Source organism: Microcystis ichthyoblabe FBCC-A1114 (assembly GCF_050500245.1).
Taxonomy (GTDB): Bacteria; Cyanobacteriota; Cyanobacteriia; order Cyanobacteriales; family Microcystaceae; genus Microcystis; species Microcystis ichthyoblabe_A.
In genome coordinates, this window is record NZ_CP191408.1 from 1,327,346 (window position 1) to 1,345,223 (window position 17,878).

Below are 17,878 nucleotides of genomic sequence, written 5' to 3' on the forward strand. Positions count from 1 at the left end.
TGTAGATGCTAGGCTGAAAAGGTGAAGCGAAAACCTTGTCCATTATTAGGTTGCAGGGAAGAGAGTCTGTAGCCTATTTAACGGCAATAAGTACCTAAGCAAAATTAATTACACATATCTAACCACCTCTTGCCTCTTGCCTTTCTTCATTAGGAAATTTATTTTGCACGACTACTTACTGGCTCTTCGTTACTTGTTATGGTTCGATAGGGGGGCATAAATTGACTAAATCCTTCTCTGGCAAGAGACTTAATTGATGAGTTCGCTCTAGATAAAAAACAATTGACAAAAATCGCCAAATGCCTTTCTAAATAAGGTTTTCATCCCTTATAACCCCAGTCCATTGCATAACACAAACCGAAGAACCGCGATATAGCTCTTTGTCCCTTGATGTAATCCTTCAACCGATAGCGGTTAATTTGCATTAGCTCTTCTATATTTTTTTGGGAACATTTGATGTAGCTGGAGCCAATGATAGAAATGTTGACCCACATAAAAACTGCTGTGTCTGCGTTGACCTTTATATCTTTTTTCAGGTCTTGTAACATATTTTTGGATTCCCATATCCTTAATTTTTTTACCTTGCAGTGTGGCACTTGTATAGGCGATAGCTATAACAATTATCAGCTTTGATAAGTATTGCGGTGCTAATTGAGAACCTTCTAAGCTATAGCCTCCCGACTTAAAATTTCGGAACATCTCCTCAATATCAAATCTTTTTTGATAGGCAATTATTGCCGTCTCTAAATCCCCAAAATTTGTCAGAATATATCAAGGTTCTTTTGTTTGAAAACCCCCATAGGTTTTTTTCCACTTACCAGCTAAGTTAAACTGGACAAATCCCTGCTCTTTTGTAATATTGACATCATTTAAAAATAGTTGAGTTCCTGGACTTAAACCTAACTCTCTCATTTCTTGATAAATTCCTTCTTTTGTCTTGACATTTGTACTTTTTTTTTGTCTTAAACAAAAGTATAAACTCTGCTTCTGAAGCCACTTTCCAAGACTGACCGAGCAAAATTCTCTATCTCCTAACACCACGATTTTATGACCTGATAGCACCGTCAATATTTTCCCAATACTCGCTGCTGTTCTTCGAGATTACTACTTCCTTTTTTATCTAATATCTCCCAATAGATTGGCATGGCTCTCTTGTCGTAAATTAGACTCACCATCAAGATATTTATTGCTCCCAAACTTGTCTGGTCTATGGCAATATACGCTAATCCTTTTGTTGTGAATCTCTGCTGCTGTTTTAACATCTCTTTTAGGCAGAGAAACCAGATTTTTTCAATATTCAGAATTTCCAGCTTTAAAAATCTTTTTAGTTTTTTTCTCCGACTCTCAAACAGGATTGGTATTGGTAAGGCTTCAGCTAATATCTCTAACTTAGCTTGCTTTAGTATTTGCAAGGTTCCAACTATCATTAACAACAGTAGATATCTGGCTCGTCCCAGTTCATTTTTTAACACTTTCTGGTATAGTTCACTTATCATTTTCGTTATTTAGGTCATATATGGTAAATATGACTTATCTTTTTTTGGAGTCCGTATCTGTATTCCGTGCTACATAAGCTTTTCAGCTTGCTTGTCCCCCTGTCAGGTTTCTGCTAAGTGTCAAGCTTCCTTAGATAGAACGCAAGCTAAATTGAAGAAAGCTAAGGCATGGAGTTGGCAACTAAATGCTAATGGTGGAAAAACAGCATCTGAATTTAGTATAGAGCTTTTGAATTCACCGAATGCTGTCAGATATAATGGACGAAACAATCCTTGGAAAGCAACCAGAAATAAGATAGTAAACATAACAGTCGGTGAACCAGGATTAAACAATGTTGGCAATTCCCCCAAATTTATGGAATCAATCAGTCAAGACATCATATTTTCTTGTTCGGATGTTGTATTGATTAAGTTTTGGCTAGGATATGAATGGGGACCAGAAGTCGGTCTTCTTCAAGATGGAAATGTTAGAGTTTTTAAATGTTTGAGTGAGGATAATAGGAATTATGGTGAAGGTTTTCCTTGGGGATATGATGATTGTTGCTGCTAATTATTAGACATCTCCAAAAATTATCACCGGCTCATAGCTTGCTTTGGGCTATGTACTAACTAAACAGTTCGATAAGTCTTGATATTACCCTTAGATTCTTGTTGATTTAGATGGAAACAAAACGCGACAAGTGCAGTATGAATGATAATCTTTACAGAAGTCCCCGACAATTAAGTACGTTGAATAATTGTAAACTTTTGTCAAAAAATGCAGTCAGATCAAAGAATCGTCGCTAGACTTCCAGAAAGTTTCTGTTATTTCAGCCTATTGTCATAAATCTACTTCAAGCTTCTGGGTGTGATATACGAAAAATTCTGCGATCGCACCCAAATAGGCTGATATGCCGAAACTTTTCACAGTTCGTTACTCAGACTTCAAAAAATTGCCGTTTATTAAGAGAGGAGCAAGTTAAATGCCGAGTAATTTTTTCAGTTTATTATTCGACCTTTCCTTTTCCAAATTTATTGGAATTAGAATTATTGGTTTAATTTACGGAGTAGGGGGAATTTTTATCTTCCTATTTTCTTTAGGATTTTTGATAGGTGGATTTCAAGCAGGTCCGGGTCAAGGTTTACTGGCTTTTCTCTTGTCCCCAGTTTTATTCCTATCACTCCTGATTAGCTTTCGCATTGTTTTAGAGGGATTTGTGGCCTCACTAAAAACTGCTGAAAATACTTCAGAGCTTGCTGAACACTTCAAACGGCTTCCTTAAGTCTGGAGTTTTTCATCACAAGCTTCTGAAAACAAGTTAAGGTCATGCCAAATCATTAACCCTTAAATGAACTACTCCACTTGATCGTGTAGCAGCGTAGAGTGGTTCATTTTTATTTATTTACACCATGCTGCACTTGCGCTTCCATCCAACCCTGTATAAGTATCACATCTCACACCATTAAAATTAGCGTCTGTCACATCTGCCCCTGTAAAATTAGACCGGGCTATGTCAGCATTTATCAGGCTTGCTCTTTTTAAATTAGCATCCATTAATTTTGCATAGCCCATATAAGCACTATTAAGTCTAGCATTTGATAAATTTGCTCCTATTAATTTGGTGCTATCCAAGTTAGCTCCCGTCAAAATTGCGCCACTTAAATTGGCTTTGGTTAAATCAGAACCACGAAGACTAGCACCACTTAAATCAGCGCCTTGTAGGTTAGCGTGTCTTAGATTTAATCCACTCAAATCTGCACCGCTTAAATCACATCCGGGGCATTGTTTTGTTTGCTTAAATTTCTTTACATGATCGAGATTTTCAGCACCGATAGAACTTACTAAACTCACAGAAGATAGAACGATTATTGAAAAGATGACAGTAAGTTTCATAGCTATTTTACCTCAATTTTTTTTCAAACAAATAAGTAGCTGGTTATAATTAAATTTAAAATGGATTTTAGGTTCGATCCCCCCTGCCCCCCTTGATAAGGGGGGTGCCGATCCCCCCTTAGTCCCCCCTTAATAAGGGGGAATCTGATAATTTTTAACGCCTACCTACTTAAGAAGTAATTATAACATAGTATTTCCCCGATGCGGACAAAAAGGATGCTATCCCTCAGTGCATTTTCTGAGGGCAGTTTATCCTCCACTAACCCTATTAAGTCCAACGAAACTACCTTTGAGATTTTCATTACTAGGGAAATCGCAAAGGTTTTGAGTCATATCAAATAAAAGCCTTTTTTAGTAGGGCTTTTACCTATATTGAGCGAACCCTATCTTGTAACATCGGGATAAGATGGACATTCATAGACTGTTACTTCCTCCTTGTCACAGATTATGCTTCCCAAGAGATTGATGATTCCCAAGGGATCATCGATACGATTACCAGGGCAAACACGCTTTGTTGTTGGTACTTTATTCTTTTCTTCAACAATGGTTGTTGTTTCCACGTATGCTGTGAAGGTTCCCTGGTCAACTATTGTGTTTTTTTCCTTAATCGTATAATCGAAATCGTTTTCTCCCTGTCTGACGATTAGAAATTGTCCATCGTGTCCTGAACCGATGGTTATCTCGGTAATTTGGGAGCCTCTGCCCCGGCTATAATCTCGATCGGTGAAGGGAAAAGGATCGCTCGCCACTCCCCGGCTAACATTTCTAACAATAACCCTTCTGTCCCGACTCGGAGGGAAGGCGGTGGAGGTAAAGCTTGCTTTTACTATACCTTTAGAAAACCCCGGGCATTCACCAGTATATCGGTACATGGGAATCACCAATCTGTTGAGAGAGGGACTTCCTATTATTTCCAAACCAACTTCTGGCGATTCCGTTTGCTTATTCTGTTGTTGTTGGTTGCTGGTGATAATTGGCGGGTAAATATTTATCGCTTGGGTATTTGACGGCAGACAAGTTAGGCAGAAACTTAGGCTGAGAAATTTCAGAGGTGAAATGAAACCGTTATTCATCATAATTAGGGTTCAGATTCGCTTGAGATTATATTCTCTATAATACCTGAGTCTGTGAAACTTAAAGCATCGCATTTTTCCAATCGGTTAAGGAATGTTCCGAAGTCGGAAGCGGCAAGAAGTTTATAGGATGGCAAGTGACCTTTTTTGGCTTCAAGACTGTAGTTGGGGGGATTGGTCAATGGTCCTTCATAGCCACGCCGCCACCCTACCCTCTCTTCAAATTGCTTATAGTCATTTTTTACGCCTCTCCAGATTTCTCCCTGAACGCTAAAGCCAAAATGTCCACTGGAATATTGCACCCAAAGTCGATTAATAATCTTCAGGTCAGAACAAGACAGATTGTTTATGATGTTTCCGTTAAAGTAGGTTTGATCTGTACCTCGAAGCATTAGTTTTTTCGTTTCGGCTTCGGCCTGCTGCCAATTTCCCTGTTCGAGAAGATTGCGAAGTGTCTTAAAGAGATTATTATCGGGCAGCGGAGTGGCTCGACAGTCGTCCACTACTTGGATATTTTGCCAGCTTGCATAAAGATTAATAGGAACGGATGAAAATTCTATAACTGGTATGTTAGGATCTCTTTTGCCACCTCCCCCATTGATTCCTACCAAACAGCCGTTTTCGTGTAATAGTGGACCGCCACTCATTCCGGGTAAAAGTTCGAGTTTATGGGCAATTTGATATCCCCCTGCGGCTTTTCTGTCAGTACCAAGTACATTCCCAGGACCGAAAAATCGCGCACGTCGATCTCGGCTAGTTTTGCTAGGAACTGCCCAGCCAAATACATAAACTTTACTGGAGGCAGATAGCTGTTCTGCATTACCTATTCTAACAGTTTCGTATTCTCTTGTACTAAAAAACTTGAAAATTGCTAAATCAGCATTCGGATGAATTTTTACCGAGGAAATTTCACTTATATACTGTTGTCTGTCAGAAGTTTCAACGCGATATCCAGTAGAGTTGGGCATCGGTTCGGAAGTTGGCTTATTTTCTTGATCGCAGAATTTTGAATTGAGAAACACATGGCAGTTAGTCAGGACAGTATATAAGTATCCTTCCTGTCCTTTAAATATATATTTTTGTTTCTGGACAATTGCTCCAGTACCTGGATTATTACCGTCTATTCTAATTATTTTGACTGTAGTTTGTTTGGCGATTTCTTCAACTTCGCTTTGGGAGAGAGCTAATAAGCCTTGCTGAGTTAATGAAACCGCTATTAATCCAACAATAAGCCAGTTTATTGTAGCTAATATTTTCATCTATTTATCAGATATTACTTTAATAATTTGTTCGCTGGGGATTGCCCAACTTGAGTTATTGATTAGAGTCTGCAAATCCGGCGATGGTTGAGAACCATCTTCATAATTATCGGAGTTTTCCCACAAAACGGGATGTCTGCCGCTGATGCCGACTAATTCTCCCTTTTGATTGAGTAATGGACCTCCGCTCATTCCCTTTTCAAAGTCGCCATTATATCCAATTTGATATCCTCCTTCTAGCGGTTTTTCCAAGAATGCAACTATTTTACCCGGTGTAAAATTAAACTCGTCGTTTAGGCTCTGAGTGCTTTCTCTTGTCTCTTTTTTTTGTATTGACTCATTGGCTGGATAGGCAAATTGTGGCTGCAAATAAAAAGGGAAACCCGCCGCTAACACATATTCCCCTCTCTTTAGGTTAGCGGAGGAACCTAGGCGAGAAGCTACATAAAAGCAGGGGGATTTAAATTGTAGTAAGGCTAGGTCATTCCGAGCCAAATTTGCAGTTTTTACCACTTCTGAAATATGAATCTTTCCGTCAAAAGTTTGAATGCTGTAGGAAAAGTGATTATCCTTGAGAACATGGGCGTTAGTAATCACTTTATAATTGTTGTTTTGGGAGTAAATTATTACTCCAGAACCGATAAATTCTGATTCATATAATATTTTTACTGTGATAACTTTAATCTTATTATATAAAGAATCGATCAAAATTGGTCGAGAAGATGGGCATCCCGACCGAATAATGTGAGGAGCAAAGTAGCTATTATCTGCATCAGTCACTACCCTTAAGGCTGGACTACTGATCAGAAACATTATTAGTAAAAGTTGACATTGGGATTGGTTCACTGCCAAACTTACTCCTAGCGAGGCTCATTTTCTGAAGCTTCGATTATTTCTTCAAGATTGTTAATAAAAGTCTCGACATTAATATTAAGTTCTCCTTCTGAATCATAGGAAAAAGGCTGGTCAGTAAATCTAAATTTTGAAGGATTGCCATAGCGATTCATATTAAATAGTTTTTGGGCAACTTCTTCAGAGTTTACTCCTGCTTTTAGAGTGAATAATACCTCGTTTTTAGCACAACTGCCGCCCTTAACTTTAGGAACACAGATGACGGGATAGCCATTAACATTTGAAGTTTTAACATTGGTCAGCATAGGAGCATATTGATTAAAGCGATCAGAAACCGTGATGCAGCGTTTCCTGTTGTCCCATCCTGAATCGGCAAAGTCGTTAGAAGTCCATTCAATTATCGCTATATTTCTTTTAGGGCGTTTGACAAAGGTATTCCACTTTCCCTGAAGTTGGCCGCAGAAGAACAGTCCCTTTCCTGCGGACTTGCTAGGTTCTGGTAAACTAAAAGTGACCGCACCAGTTAAAAATAACATCGCCAGAATTTGGCATGGCTGTCGGTGTTTCATTCTCAATGACCTCTTTTTTTCGTTTTAGTCGCTAGTCTAACATGGGATTCATCCCAAATCAACTTTTAATAATACGATTAACTCCCGATCGAGCTTTGAAAACCTGCGCCCCGCTTCCCACTTACTTATAGCTATCAGTCATCAGCCTTGAAGACGTTATTAAACAAGATGTAGTATAAAAGCTGGTCAGGATAATCTTGACACCGATAATTCAGAAACTCGGCCGCCAAACTTGGATTTTCTTGTCAAAATTGCTGGCAACGGTACGCCCATCTCCACTGAGGGCGATCATTCTAGGTGAATCGAAAGATTTGGGAGAGGAAGGGGAGTAGCTAAAAATCTCCTTTTTGGTGTTTAGGTTCCATAATCTAATGGTTTCATCGGAACTGCGGCCAGCAATTATCTTGCCATCTTCGCTGATAACTATCAAACAGATATCGGCGGATGACCCTGCTTGGAGAGGAGAATCTTTCCAATCGCTATCTTTCCAAATTCTGATATTTTCTTGGCAACTGCTACTAGCGGCGGTGGTTCCATCGGCACTGACGGCAACCGAGGGGGCTGTCCATGGATTGATAGAGGGAAAAATGCGTGGTTCGTATGGGTTACTGCCTTGTTTTTGCCAAAAACTGATGTCACCGCCCGAATGTCCGCTGACGATAATTGATGCGTCTTGATTGATGGCAAGGGATACCACCTCTTTTTCCACTGGTAGCGTCTCGATTAAATTTCCCGTTGACAGATTCCAGAGTTTAACTGTTGTATCTTTTCCACCAGTAACCAATGTATTGCCATCGGAACTTAAGGCTAGGGCGATCAAACCTCGTTGGTTTGGCAGGGTAATACGTTCTTTCCCCGTTTTTAAATCCCAAACCTTGATTGTGCCATCTTCACTGCTGCTGGCTAATATTTGTTGATCGTTACTTATAGCGATCTCTAAAATAGCTTTTCCTTGTCCTGCTATGGTTTTTTTCCGTTTTCCAGTTGCCACGTCCCACAGGTAGATGTTCCCTTTCTCATCCCCACCTAGCAAAGTTTGACCATCTTCGTCTAGTACAAAGGAATTAATCTGGCTCGACGGCTCAATCAAGGGAAGTTCTTTAACCGTTGGTTCATTTGGGAACAAGTAATCCAACCACGGTTTTATTATTGGATGGCCAAACCCAAAAGAAAACCCACCAGTTATAACAATAAAAATTACCCAGAACCAACGTTTAAACCTCGATGGCGGGAGAATTTTGGTATCAGGAGGAACAACAACAGGCGTTTTTTCCCGTCCAGCGGAACCAGGCAAGTCGGTTAACATTTCTTGAGCAGAGGTGAAGCGATCGCGGGGGTGGAAACGGACAGCGCGATCGATAACGGCGGCTAAATTCGAGGGTCGGTGGGGCGCATCTTTTCGCCAGAGGATTTCACCGGTGTTGGGGTCGCTGGTGAGAGCTTGAGGAGTTTTGCCCGTCAGCAGGAAAATTGCGGTTAGACCCAAGCTGTAGAGGTCGCTGGAGCGAACTGGATGGCCAGCTGCTTGTTCTGATGCCATGTAGCCAGGAGTTCCCAATGGGACTGTTTTATTGCCGCCATTGATATTGTTCACCTCTTTGACAATACCAAAATCAATGAGAACAGGTTTACCGTCGCTGGCCCGCAGGATGATATTGTCGGGTTTGATGTCCCGGTGGATGATTCCTCGGCCGTGGATGTAGTCGAGGACGGGTAGGAGTTCTCGCAAGATTTTTTCTACTTGCGCTTCCGAGAGGTTGCCTTCTCGTTGGTGTTTTTGACTGAGGGTGATCCCTTCAATCCATTCTTGGACGAAGAAGAAATTTTCCCCTTCTGAAAAGTACTCGTAAAGTTGGGGAATTTGTCGGTTATTTCGCCCTAATTCTTCTAAAATAGCGGCTTCTCGCTGGAAACGTTTTTCAAACCAACCGGGAGTTGGTGCTGTGTTAGTTGTATCATCTGGCTTTAGTTGCTTGATTACACATTTACGGCGGGAGGGCATACGAGTATCGATCGCGAGGAAAGTTTCGCCAAAACCGCCTCTACCTAGTTGTTCCAAGATTTCATAGCGATTGTTTAGCATTTAATAGCGACTCTCTAATAGGAATGCTGTCATTTTAAAATGGATAAACTTCGTGGGGGTGATTTTTTTTCAACCCTCGCTGCCCGCTGCCCTTGAGCTATTGGTTAGATTAGCAAAAATGGTAAGTAGCTGGTTATAATTAAATTGAAGATAGATTTTGGGTTTGATCCCCCCTGCCCTCCTTGATAAGGGGGGCATTTGATAATTTTTAACGCCTACGTACTTAATTAAGTCCAGAAAACAAAAACTATCAAAAAGTCCCTCCTATCTCCTGCTGTCAACCCATTGATTAGGATTTTTCTTAGCCAAAAACTTTTTTGGCAGCGATCAAAGATTTTAGGCAAGGATGTGGAACGCTTCAGCTGATTTGGTGTAACAGAAAATTGCTGTAGATTTTACAATCTAAGACTTTAATGAGATAGTCAACAACTTACCCCGTCATAAAATTAGGGGATTTTAAACTCGAATTTTTGATAACCTGAGATGCCTCGATACGGAAAGACTTCACCCCCAAACCTCCCCACTACCCCCTAGCTTTTACCTAGGGATAAAAAACCAAATAGAACAGACAAAAAGCCTGTTCTATTTCTTAGGAGAAAAAAACTTAAACGGTCATGATATCTTTTTCTTTTGTCGTTAATAAATCCTCGATTTTGGCGATAAATTTATCGGTGGATTTCTGGACTTGATCCTGTAAATCCCTGGATTCATCCTCAGAAATTTCGTGACTTTTTTCCTGTTTACGGATAGCATCGATCGCATCCCGGCGAATATTGCGGACAGACACCTTTCCCTCTTCGGCCAATTTCGCCGCTAATTTGACCAAGTCCTTGCGGCGATCGCTAGTGAGGGGAGGGATATTCAAACGAATGGTCTGACCGTCATTACTGGGGGTTAAACCCACGTCCGAGAGAGAAATCGCCTTTTCGATCGCCCCCATACTGGTACGATCGAAGGGTTGAATAGCGATCGTGGTTGCGTCGGGAGTGCTAATAGTGGCCAGGGACTTGAGGGGAGTTTCCATGCCATAATACTCCACCACGATTCGATCTAAAAGAGAAGCATTTGCGCGGCCGGTACGAATCGTATTAAAAGCTCTCTGGGTTGATTCGACGGTTTTCTGCATATGGTCTTGAACTTCAGCTAACTTCACAGAATCCTCCTACCAATGTTCCAACGGGTTCACCTTTGACAGCGCGAACAATATTACCTGCTACCGACAGATCGAAAACGACTATCGGAATATTATTTTCCTTGCACAGAGCGATCGCAGTTCCGTCCATCACCCGCAGATCATGGGTCAGCACATGACCGTAGGTGAGACTTTGAAAGCGTCGCGCGTTAGGGTTGTGAGAGGGATCGGAATCATAAACCCCATCCACTTTCGTCGCTTTAAACACCACTTCCGCATCGATTTCGGCAGCGCGTAGGGCTGCCGTGGTATCGGTGGTAAAGAAAGGATTACCCGATCCCGCACCGAAAACCACCACCCGACCTTTTTCCAGATGACGGATGGCCCGCCGGCGGATGTAGGGTTCAGCTAATTCCTGCATCGCGATCGCCGTTAATACCCTGGTCGGTACTTGCGCTCGTTCTAGGGCATCCTGCAAGGTCATGGCGTTCATGACTGTTGCTATCATACCAATATAATCGGCCGTGGCCCGATCCATGCCAGCCGAGGCGGCTTTCACCCCCCGAAAAATATTGCCCCCACCGACCACGATCGCCAATTGGATGCCTTGGTCAACCACTTCGGAGATTTCCTGAGCGATAGCGGAAACCACCATCGGGTCGATCCCATAGCCGAGATTGCCCATCAGGGCCTCCCCACTCAGTTTTAATAATACCCGCTTGTACGCCATGCCCTTACTACCACTCGCTAAAACAAGATCTAGATAATTTTTGTCTCCCCATAAGATAGCAGGTTTTGGCCTTGATTTAAGTTGACCAGTCCACTCTCCCCCAGGGCCAACAAGTTAAGATTAATAAATCTTTTCGTTGGGAAATTAGTATTTAGTGATACCTTTGTTATTAAGGGAAGCTTAGTTTTATAGAGAATTAATAACCGTGGTCAGCGATCGATTACTATTGGTTAACAAAAACAATCAAAAGGCCGCTAACATCGATACCTTTGATTGGGTCTATGGGTTTCAGGATGGAACTCGTCTGATGGGCAAGGTTTGCGGTTACTTAGATCCCGATAGTAATCGTCTTCTCGATCCCGAAAACTGCAGCGCTATCTACCAGAATGCCCAGGGACAAGTCCTTAGTCGTTGGCAAGGTGGAGATTTTATCGCTTTTGAACTAACCACCACTGGGGAAGATCTCCTGATCGTGGCTTCTAATGATAATTGTGTCAGTAATAGTCTCTGTTTGGTTTCGGGCATTAGTCGCAGCTGCGCCCAAGTTAGCGATGAAGGAAAATCCCTCGTCCGCGAGGTTTTTCAATACCCTGCTTGGTCTTTGCAAGACGATAATAGCAGTTCTAAGCCGGCTTTCAGTTGGAATTGTTCCGTATCTCCCTTTTTCCCCTTTGTTTCCCTGCGTTTTAATCTTCAGTCCACCAGCAGCAAAAAATTCTATCGTTGGACGGTTTCTCCCTATTTTCCCTTTTGTCCCCTCTTAGAAGTGGGAGAATCCCTTGCCTAATTGGCTTTTTCACTACGATAGTTTTAGAAGATTTCAACACATCAGGAATGGTTAAAACCGTAAGCTATCCCGTGCTATATCAGACTTAGGATGGCGTTCTTTTCGAGATATGCTATCGGCGAAATCCGCTTAATATGGTCGGGATTTTCGCTTAATTTCTCGATGGCAACCAACAAAGCGAAAAGTCTGACCGTTGCCCAGATATAGGGTCCAAAAAGCCTTAAATGTCCCTAGAGATGTTAGAGCAGTTATCTTAATAGTGAGGTACGAAGTTTTCCAGCTCTCTTATTCTTTGTGTGATCTCGCGTAGCGAGCGCGTTGCGACCAGTTTAACTTACTAGAAAAGCGATCAATCTTTGTGTCCTCTGTGTCTGGAGTGGTTCCTTCCACCCCCTCACTAGGAGGAATGTATCTTAGAATACATTTTACCCACCAAATCCAAGAGAGCCATAATTCATAATTCCTTTCCAAAATGCCTTCGCCAGAATCTGCTCCGTTGTTAGCACAACTGCAAAAAAAAGTCAATAGTTTAGATGTACCATTTTATGCGCCAGGGCATAAGCAGGGGGAAGGAATCGGGGAAGATTTAAGTAATTTACTAGGAAAAAGCGTCTTTAAAGCCGATTTACCCGAATTACCCGACCTGGATAATTTGTTTGCCCCGACGGGAGTGATTAAAGAAGCGCAAATTTTAGCAGCCGAGACATTTGGGGCAGATAAAAGCTGGTTTTTAGTCAATGGTTCCAGTTGTGGCATTATTGCGGCGATTTTAGCCACTTGCGGCGAGGGAGATAAAATTATTTTAGCGAGAAATATTCATAAATCGGCAATTTCGGGCTTAATTCTCTCCGGAGCGCAGCCTATCTTTATCAATCCCGAATATAATCCCACTATCGATCTAAATTTAAATATAACCCCCCAATCCCTCGCAAATGCCCTGAAACTTCATCCCGACGCAAAAGCGGTAATGGTAGTCTCTCCCACCTATCAAGGGGTTTGCTGTGACTTAAAAACTATCGCCCAGATTACCAATCATTATTCCATCCCGCTGCTCGTTGATGAGGCTCACGGGGCCCATTTTGCCTTTCATCCCGATTTACCTCCCGCTGCCCTCTCTCTCGGCGCTGATATGGCTATTCAGTCCACCCATAAGGTTTTAGGGGCTTTAACTCAAGCATCGATGTTACACTTAAAAAGCGATCGCATTAGTTCCGAAAAAGTCGATCGAGCCTTACAATTAGTTCAAACCACTAGCCCTAGTTATCTACTTCTCGCTTCCCTTGATAGTGCTAGAAAGCAAATGGCGACGCAAGGACTAGATTTACTGACCAAAACCCTCGATTTAGCCGCTTCTGCCCGAAAAGAACTCGATAAAATTCCTAATATCTCTGTTTTAGACTTTCCCCATTCTATCCCGGGTTGTCACTGGTTCGATCGCACTCGTTTAACGGTAATTGTCAAAGATTTTGGCTTAACTGGTTACGAAATAGACGATATTTTGCGAGAAAAATACGCTGTCACGGCAGAATTACCGACTTTAAGCCAACTTACTTTTATTATCTCCATCGGCAATCATCGCGAACACATTAATCGCCTCATTACTGCTTTTCAATCCCTTCAATCCCCTTCCTCTACCAGTTTACCCCTGACTCCTGCCCCAGTCACGGGAAATCTGGCTATTTCTCCTAGAAAGGCTTTTTTTGCCCCTACAGAGATAGTATCCCGGAAAAATGCCCTCGATCGTCTTAGTGCCGATGTTATCTGTCCCTATCCCCCCGGTATTCCCGTTTTGATGCCGGGAGAGTTAATTTCTCAGGAAGTCCTCGACTATCTGCAAACTATTTTAGACCTCGGTGGCACGATTACCGGCGGTAGTGATGATAATTTGGCAACTTTCAGGGTTTTAAAATAATCGCAAAATTATCTGATATATTAACCGGAAAAAGGCAGTAATAGCAATGGCTCCAATGGCTGCCATCACGGCAATGATAGCAATTTCAGGAAAACTTAGGCCGTTTTGCAGTTGCGGAATTAACAGGAAGGCGAGGGTAATTGCTGCTAGAATCGGTAAATCTTTTCCTTCAATCACTTTTTTAAATAATGCCAAAACTAAGCCACCTAAGATCATAAAGGCGATGACAATTCCTGCCGGGGGAACTAAACTATTTAAGGCAATTACTAATAATGTCCCCTCAAATCCTGTAAAGGCAGCATTAGCGAAAGTTTCCCCAAGAGAAAAGCGGGAAGTTTTTCTCATCACCGGAGAAGCTGGGGGAATTGGAGAGGGTGGAGGAGATGGGGGAGGAGGATTTAAAGCGGTTAAAACTTCTTCACAGGATTGAAATCTATCCCGGGGATTTGCTAGTAACATTTTATTGAATACTTGGGCTAAATCTGCACTGATATTAGGGGCATAATTTTGCCAATTCCAGATCTGTTTTTGCGGATCGTATAGCTCGTCAGGATCGCGATTAGTTAAGAGTATAACACAGGTAGCTGCTAGGGCATATAAATCTGTGGATGCCGATACCTGATTGCCTAATTGTTGTTCGGGAGGAGCAAATCCGGCTGAATAAATTGTTGTGGATTTCTCTTGTGTATTACTAGGGTTATTAGTCGCCTGTTTTACTGCCCCAAAATCGAGTAAATAGAGACGGCTATTTTGGGATCGCATGATGTTAGATGGTTTTATATCCCGGTGAATGGAACCATTTTCATGGATAAATTTGAGGATAAGAAGTAATTCTTTGAGAATGTTTTTGACTTCACTTTCTTGAAAGGGTTTTTGTTGCTGTTGGAGAATTTCTTCTAAGTTTTTACCATCGATATATTCCTGGGCCAGATAGAAAAATTGCTCTTCTTCTCCCGTTAATTGATTCTTGACTTTTAAAGGGAAAAAAGCATAGAGATCGGGGATTTGAGGATGTTCTCGTCCTAAATCTTCTAAAACGTGCGCTTCTTGAAAAAATAAGTTTTTCGCTTTTTCTAAAGCTTGGGGACTTAAATTACCAGAGGGTTGAAATTGTTTGATTACACATTTAGCTTTTTTGGGACTATAACGATCTACTGCTAAAAATGCCGCCCCAAATCCCCCTTGTCCCAATAGACGTTCTGGTAAATAACGTCCCCCCAAAATTAATGGCATCCCGCAAGTAATACAATATTTCTGCTCGATCGAGGTTAAGCGATTGCTATCGTCTAGGTCTAGGCACTGATTACGCGGTCTCGGACAGTGGGGACGCGTGCAAATAACTTCCATAATCACCGTTTCCCGTGGTACTGCTCTTAGTTTAGCTACTACCGGCAATTCGGGTTAAAATTTTTATTCTTGAGAAAGATTTAAAAAGAGGGTTCGTAGGCCGACACGGATTCCCATTCTACTACAAGGTTAGCAAAAATTTTAGAGTTTGTCAAGTCTTTGGCCGAAAAAAATTCAGCCAGATAAGGGCGGTTATCAATCGGGTCACGCATATCAGCCAAGGCAAGGGTTCTGGCCGCGGCGTTTTGATGTGCTTGAAAATATTGCTTTTTTTTCCCAAAGGCAGTAAACTCAAATGTATCGTAAATGTATTTCAGATGAATTATGACTCTATATCTAGTAGAGGATGATCGACAAGAAAGGACAAAAGAAGAGGTGAGCGAGATATTGGAGCGCATTGCCACAGTCGCATCAAAATCCCAGGGAGAGTTAATCGAAGCCCTAATCGGTGAAACAGAGGGGCGGTTATTCCTGATTATCAAAGCGATTGATCGCGCCTCCCTCGAACAAGTACTAGAAAACGCTGGGCTCAGTTGGCAACTAATCAAGGAAATGCGCTTGATTGGGCAGGACTTAGCCACTGTGCGAGAGCGCAAAGACAAAGCCAACTATCTAGTACAGTGGAACTTACCCCCGGGGCTAACCATGGAAACTTACCTGCAACGAAAAGCGGAGAAAACCCCCCTTTATGCTCAAGTGCCGGAAGTCAGTTTCGAGCGGACCTATGTTTGCGAAGACTTGAGTAAATGTCTCTGTTTCTACGATAGTCCCGATGAAGCGGCGGTAAAAAGAGCCAGAGAAGTGGTCGGCGCACCTATAGATAGTTTGACCTCGATTGAAAATATTCACCCCTAGGAGAGAACAATTATGCTCGATCGAGGCTCCGAAATTCTTTCTTTTCTGGAAGAAAGAGCCACTGACCTCAACAACGGTACAGCTAATCTCAACGTCGGTTGGGCCCTAACCAAGCTAGGAGAATCGGGCTGGTTCGGCTATGCTATACCTGAAAGCTTAGGAGGCCGGGGTGGCTCCTTATTACAGGCAGTAGAGGCGATCTCCTCTGTGTCCCAATGCTGCCTGACCACCGGTTTTGTTTTCTGGTGTCAGCGCGTCTTCATTCAATATCTGGCCGCCAGTAATAACACTTATCTACAAAACAAAATTCTACCTGCTGTTCTCAAGGGAGAGATAGCCGGAGCCACAGGACTCTCCAACGCCATGAAGTACCTCGGCGGTATCGAGGAGCTGCGTTTACAGGCAAAAATCGAGGGAGAAAACGTCACTGTTAATGGCTTCCTGCCCTGGGCCTCTAACCTCGACTCTAAGGGAGAATTTATAGTGGCCGTTGCCGCTCAAACTACATCGGGAGAAACTCTTATCCTCGCCCTTCCCTCCTTCGCAGAGGGGTTAAAACGGGGTGAAGACCTACAATTATTGGGTTTACAGGCTTCCCGGACCAGTACCCTTGAATTCGATCGAGTTCAGTTATCTCACGACTGGATTATCAGCTTGGAAGCAGCAAAATTTTTACCCTCAGTCCGCCCCTGTTTCTTGCTGTTACAATGCGGACTGGCCCTTGGCATTACGCGTAAATCCCTTGGGGAGACAGAGAAAAGTTTAGGGGGAAAGGCAGCGGTAGCCAGCGATCGTTATTTCTTCGCCCGGGAGCGTCTGACTCGTCTAGAAAAGACAATCGAGCAATTCAGCACCCTAGAAAGCTTCGATCTCGGACGAACACGCCAACTATTCACCCTCAGAGTGGACATTACCCGGTTAGCGGTGGAATCCGTAGGGTTAGAAGCGGAAATTAAGGGAGGAAAAGGCTATTTTCGTAATAGCGACACGGCCCGACGGCTGCGCGAGGTCGCCTTTTTACCTGTGTTAACTCCGAGCCTGATTCAACTGGAAAGAGAGTTACAACGTCAGTCCGCTACCGATAAAATTCTCCCTGGCGAACTCGAGCGAGCGGGGGTGAGGCAATGAGTATCGCCACGGATTACCCCGTCCTCACCCTCAAAAATCTCCATAAACGCTATAAAACCCGCCATGGCTACCGTACCGTTTTTGAGGATATTAACCTACAGGTGCGCTCCGGTGAGGTAGTTTGTTTGCTTGGGGCCAGTGGTTGTGGTAAATCTACCCTCCTTGCTACCGCCGCTGGTTTGCAAAGTGCCGATGGCGGAGAAATACAATTGCACTCACGACCCCTACAAGCCCCAGACATCCGCAGCTCGATCGTCTTTCAATCCCCCGCCCTTTTACCTTGGTTAACCGTTTGGCAAAACGTGGCTTTTGGTTTGAAATTAAAGCGGATGCCCCGCCTCGATCATCAGCAATTGCGCGAAAGGGTTCACACCGCCGTTAAAAGCGTCAAACTAGAGGGCTTCGAGCGTGCCTATCCTCATCAACTATCGGGCGGTATGGCTCAGAGAGTTTCTCTAGCCCGCGTCCTCGCCCGCCGCCCCTCTCTCCTCCTCCTGGATGAGCCGTTTAGCGCCCTCGACGCGATCACCCGTTTCGAGATGCAAAAACTCCTCCTAGAAGTCATAGCTCTCTATAACAGCACGGTTCTCCTCGTTACCCACGACATCGACGAAGCCCTATTAGTGGCCGATCGAGTTCTTCTCATGGGCCGTCATCCGGTGGGCATCCGCCGAGAATGGACCATCTCGATGCCGAAACCCCGTTTCGAGTCAGCCAAGCTTTTGAGTGATCTACGCCAGTCAATTTTTCAAGAATTAGCCCTTGTCATGACACTGTAAATC

At 43.0% G+C, this 17,878-nt stretch carries 19 protein-coding genes and 1 pseudogene; 8 read left to right on the forward strand and 12 right to left on the reverse strand.

From position 1 onward, the window contains the following. Positions 1-414 precede the first annotated feature (414 nt). From ACQY1Y_RS06520 to ACQY1Y_RS06530, 3 genes are all read right to left on the reverse strand, one after another. On the reverse strand, positions 415-699 hold the full coding sequence (locus ACQY1Y_RS06520; protein ID WP_002733645.1) for a hypothetical protein: 285 nt from the start codon (positions 697-699) through the stop codon (positions 415-417). Positions 700-771: 72 nt separating this feature from the next. After that, the gene (locus ACQY1Y_RS06525; RefSeq protein WP_430014215.1) at positions 772-1,041 is read right to left on the reverse strand and encodes a hypothetical protein; all 270 of its coding nucleotides are present in this window, start codon (positions 1,039-1,041) and stop codon (positions 772-774) included. Positions 1,042-1,064: 23 nt separating this feature from the next. Then, positions 1,065-1,427 carry a hypothetical protein gene (locus ACQY1Y_RS06530; protein ID WP_430014216.1) on the reverse strand — a complete coding sequence of 121 codons (363 nt, stop codon included), beginning with the start codon at positions 1,425-1,427 and terminating at the stop codon, positions 1,065-1,067. Positions 1,428-1,647: 220 nt separating this feature from the next. Between ACQY1Y_RS06530 and ACQY1Y_RS06535 the strand changes: the two genes are divergently transcribed. Continuing rightward, positions 1,648-2,046: a hypothetical protein gene (locus ACQY1Y_RS06535; RefSeq protein ID WP_253845321.1), complete on the forward strand. Its 399-nt coding sequence runs from the start codon at positions 1,648-1,650 to the stop codon at positions 2,044-2,046. A gap of 412 nt (positions 2,047-2,458) precedes the next feature. Further along, a complete protein-coding gene (locus ACQY1Y_RS06540; RefSeq protein ID WP_430014217.1) occupies positions 2,459-2,758 on the forward strand; it encodes a DUF4282 domain-containing protein in 300 nt (99 codons plus the stop codon). A 116-nt stretch (positions 2,759-2,874) separates the two neighbouring features. On the opposite strand, the gene ACQY1Y_RS06545 is transcribed toward ACQY1Y_RS06540, so the two are convergent. From ACQY1Y_RS06545 to pyrH, 8 genes are all read right to left on the reverse strand, one after another. Next, positions 2,875-3,369, reverse strand: coding sequence for a pentapeptide repeat-containing protein (locus ACQY1Y_RS06545; protein ID WP_316578230.1), 495 nt, complete (start codon positions 3,367-3,369; stop codon positions 2,875-2,877). 383 nt (positions 3,370-3,752) lie between these two features. After that, positions 3,753-4,445, reverse strand: coding sequence for a hypothetical protein (locus ACQY1Y_RS06550; RefSeq protein ID WP_130758240.1), 693 nt, complete (start codon positions 4,443-4,445; stop codon positions 3,753-3,755). Between the two features lie 2 nt (positions 4,446-4,447). Then, positions 4,448-5,701: a GUN4 domain-containing protein gene (locus tag ACQY1Y_RS06555; protein WP_430014218.1), complete on the reverse strand. Its 1,254-nt coding sequence runs from the start codon at positions 5,699-5,701 to the stop codon at positions 4,448-4,450. Beyond that, a complete protein-coding gene (locus tag ACQY1Y_RS06560) occupies positions 5,702-6,547 on the reverse strand; it encodes a S1 family peptidase (RefSeq protein ID WP_430014219.1) in 846 nt (281 codons plus the stop codon). 14 nt (positions 6,548-6,561) lie between these two features. After that, positions 6,562-7,089 carry a COP23 domain-containing protein gene (locus tag ACQY1Y_RS06565; protein ID WP_430014220.1) on the reverse strand — a complete coding sequence of 176 codons (528 nt, stop codon included), beginning with the start codon at positions 7,087-7,089 and terminating at the stop codon, positions 6,562-6,564. Between the two features lie 244 nt (positions 7,090-7,333). Beyond that, positions 7,334-9,205, reverse strand: coding sequence for a protein kinase domain-containing protein (locus tag ACQY1Y_RS06570; RefSeq protein ID WP_430014221.1), 1,872 nt, complete (start codon positions 9,203-9,205; stop codon positions 7,334-7,336). Between the two features lie 604 nt (positions 9,206-9,809). Further along, the gene (gene frr, locus ACQY1Y_RS06575) at positions 9,810-10,331 is read right to left on the reverse strand and encodes a ribosome recycling factor (protein WP_002734034.1); all 522 of its coding nucleotides are present in this window, start codon (positions 10,329-10,331) and stop codon (positions 9,810-9,812) included. A 13-nt stretch (positions 10,332-10,344) separates the two neighbouring features. Further along, positions 10,345-11,067 (reverse strand): UMP kinase, encoded by a 723-nt coding sequence (gene pyrH, locus ACQY1Y_RS06580; protein WP_002732255.1) that lies wholly within the window; start codon positions 11,065-11,067, stop codon positions 10,345-10,347. Between the two features lie 205 nt (positions 11,068-11,272). Here pyrH and ACQY1Y_RS06585 point away from each other — a divergent pair, with 205 nt between their 5' ends. From ACQY1Y_RS06585 to ACQY1Y_RS06595, 3 genes and pseudogenes are all read left to right on the forward strand, one after another. Further along, positions 11,273-11,854, forward strand: coding sequence for a hypothetical protein (locus ACQY1Y_RS06585; protein WP_002746740.1), 582 nt, complete (start codon positions 11,273-11,275; stop codon positions 11,852-11,854). Positions 11,855-11,868: 14 nt separating this feature from the next. Next, positions 11,869-12,072, forward strand: a pseudogene (locus tag ACQY1Y_RS06590) (RNA-guided endonuclease TnpB family protein); the annotation flags it as partial. 254 nt (positions 12,073-12,326) lie between these two features. Further along, positions 12,327-13,766 carry an aminotransferase class I/II-fold pyridoxal phosphate-dependent enzyme gene (locus ACQY1Y_RS06595; RefSeq protein ID WP_069475546.1) on the forward strand — a complete coding sequence of 480 codons (1,440 nt, stop codon included), beginning with the start codon at positions 12,327-12,329 and terminating at the stop codon, positions 13,764-13,766. Here the strand turns inward: ACQY1Y_RS06595 and ACQY1Y_RS06600 are convergent. Then, positions 13,758-15,113 (reverse strand): protein kinase domain-containing protein, encoded by a 1,356-nt coding sequence (locus ACQY1Y_RS06600; RefSeq protein WP_430014222.1) that lies wholly within the window; start codon positions 15,111-15,113, stop codon positions 13,758-13,760. The two genes, ACQY1Y_RS06595 and ACQY1Y_RS06600, sit on opposite strands and share 9 nt — an antisense overlap. Before the next feature lie 324 nt (positions 15,114-15,437). On the opposite strand from ACQY1Y_RS06600, the gene ACQY1Y_RS06605 reads away from it, so the two are divergent. From ACQY1Y_RS06605 to ACQY1Y_RS06615, 3 genes are read left to right on the forward strand one after another with little or no spacing between them, the layout of a single operon-like run. Continuing rightward, positions 15,438-15,968 carry a DUF4242 domain-containing protein gene (locus ACQY1Y_RS06605; RefSeq protein ID WP_002753852.1) on the forward strand — a complete coding sequence of 177 codons (531 nt, stop codon included), beginning with the start codon at positions 15,438-15,440 and terminating at the stop codon, positions 15,966-15,968. A gap of 12 nt (positions 15,969-15,980) precedes the next feature. Then, positions 15,981-17,096: an acyl-CoA dehydrogenase family protein gene (locus ACQY1Y_RS06610; protein ID WP_430014223.1), complete on the forward strand. Its 1,116-nt coding sequence runs from the start codon at positions 15,981-15,983 to the stop codon at positions 17,094-17,096. Further along, positions 17,093-17,875 (forward strand): ABC transporter ATP-binding protein, encoded by a 783-nt coding sequence (locus ACQY1Y_RS06615; protein WP_288138629.1) that lies wholly within the window; start codon positions 17,093-17,095, stop codon positions 17,873-17,875. The genes ACQY1Y_RS06610 and ACQY1Y_RS06615 overlap by 4 nt, the downstream gene beginning before the upstream one ends. The last annotated feature ends 3 nt before the right edge of the window (positions 17,876-17,878 follow it).

What these genes read in the sequence shown, in the direction of transcription:
- ACQY1Y_RS06520 (WP_002733645.1), bottom strand. Translation starts at nt 699, where the DNA reads ATGTTCCGAAATTTTAAGTCGGGAGGCTATAGCTTAGAAGGTTCTCAA.
- ACQY1Y_RS06600 (WP_430014222.1), bottom strand. Translation starts at nt 15,113, where the DNA reads ATGGAAGTTATTTGCACGCGTCCCCACTGTCCGAGACCGCGTAATCAG.
- ACQY1Y_RS06530 (WP_430014216.1), bottom strand. Translation starts at nt 1,427, where the DNA reads ATGATAGTTGGAACCTTGCAAATACTAAAGCAAGCTAAGTTAGAGATA.
- ACQY1Y_RS06540 (WP_430014217.1), top strand. Translation starts at nt 2,459, where the DNA reads ATGCCGAGTAATTTTTTCAGTTTATTATTCGACCTTTCCTTTTCCAAA.
- ACQY1Y_RS06550 (WP_130758240.1), bottom strand. Translation starts at nt 4,445, where the DNA reads ATGATGAATAACGGTTTCATTTCACCTCTGAAATTTCTCAGCCTAAGT.
- pyrH (WP_002732255.1), bottom strand. Translation starts at nt 11,067, where the DNA reads ATGGCGTACAAGCGGGTATTATTAAAACTGAGTGGGGAGGCCCTGATG.
- ACQY1Y_RS06615 (WP_288138629.1), top strand. Translation starts at nt 17,093, where the DNA reads ATGAGTATCGCCACGGATTACCCCGTCCTCACCCTCAAAAATCTCCAT.
- ACQY1Y_RS06595 (WP_069475546.1), top strand. Translation starts at nt 12,327, where the DNA reads ATGCCTTCGCCAGAATCTGCTCCGTTGTTAGCACAACTGCAAAAAAAA.
- ACQY1Y_RS06545 (WP_316578230.1), bottom strand. Translation starts at nt 3,369, where the DNA reads ATGAAACTTACTGTCATCTTTTCAATAATCGTTCTATCTTCTGTGAGT.
- ACQY1Y_RS06565 (WP_430014220.1), bottom strand. Translation starts at nt 7,089, where the DNA reads ATGTTATTTTTAACTGGTGCGGTCACTTTTAGTTTACCAGAACCTAGC.
- ACQY1Y_RS06605 (WP_002753852.1), top strand. Translation starts at nt 15,438, where the DNA reads ATGACTCTATATCTAGTAGAGGATGATCGACAAGAAAGGACAAAAGAA.
- frr (WP_002734034.1), bottom strand. Translation starts at nt 10,331, where the DNA reads ATGCAGAAAACCGTCGAATCAACCCAGAGAGCTTTTAATACGATTCGT.
- ACQY1Y_RS06610 (WP_430014223.1), top strand. Translation starts at nt 15,981, where the DNA reads ATGCTCGATCGAGGCTCCGAAATTCTTTCTTTTCTGGAAGAAAGAGCC.
- ACQY1Y_RS06555 (WP_430014218.1), bottom strand. Translation starts at nt 5,701, where the DNA reads ATGAAAATATTAGCTACAATAAACTGGCTTATTGTTGGATTAATAGCG.
- ACQY1Y_RS06570 (WP_430014221.1), bottom strand. Translation starts at nt 9,205, where the DNA reads ATGCTAAACAATCGCTATGAAATCTTGGAACAACTAGGTAGAGGCGGT.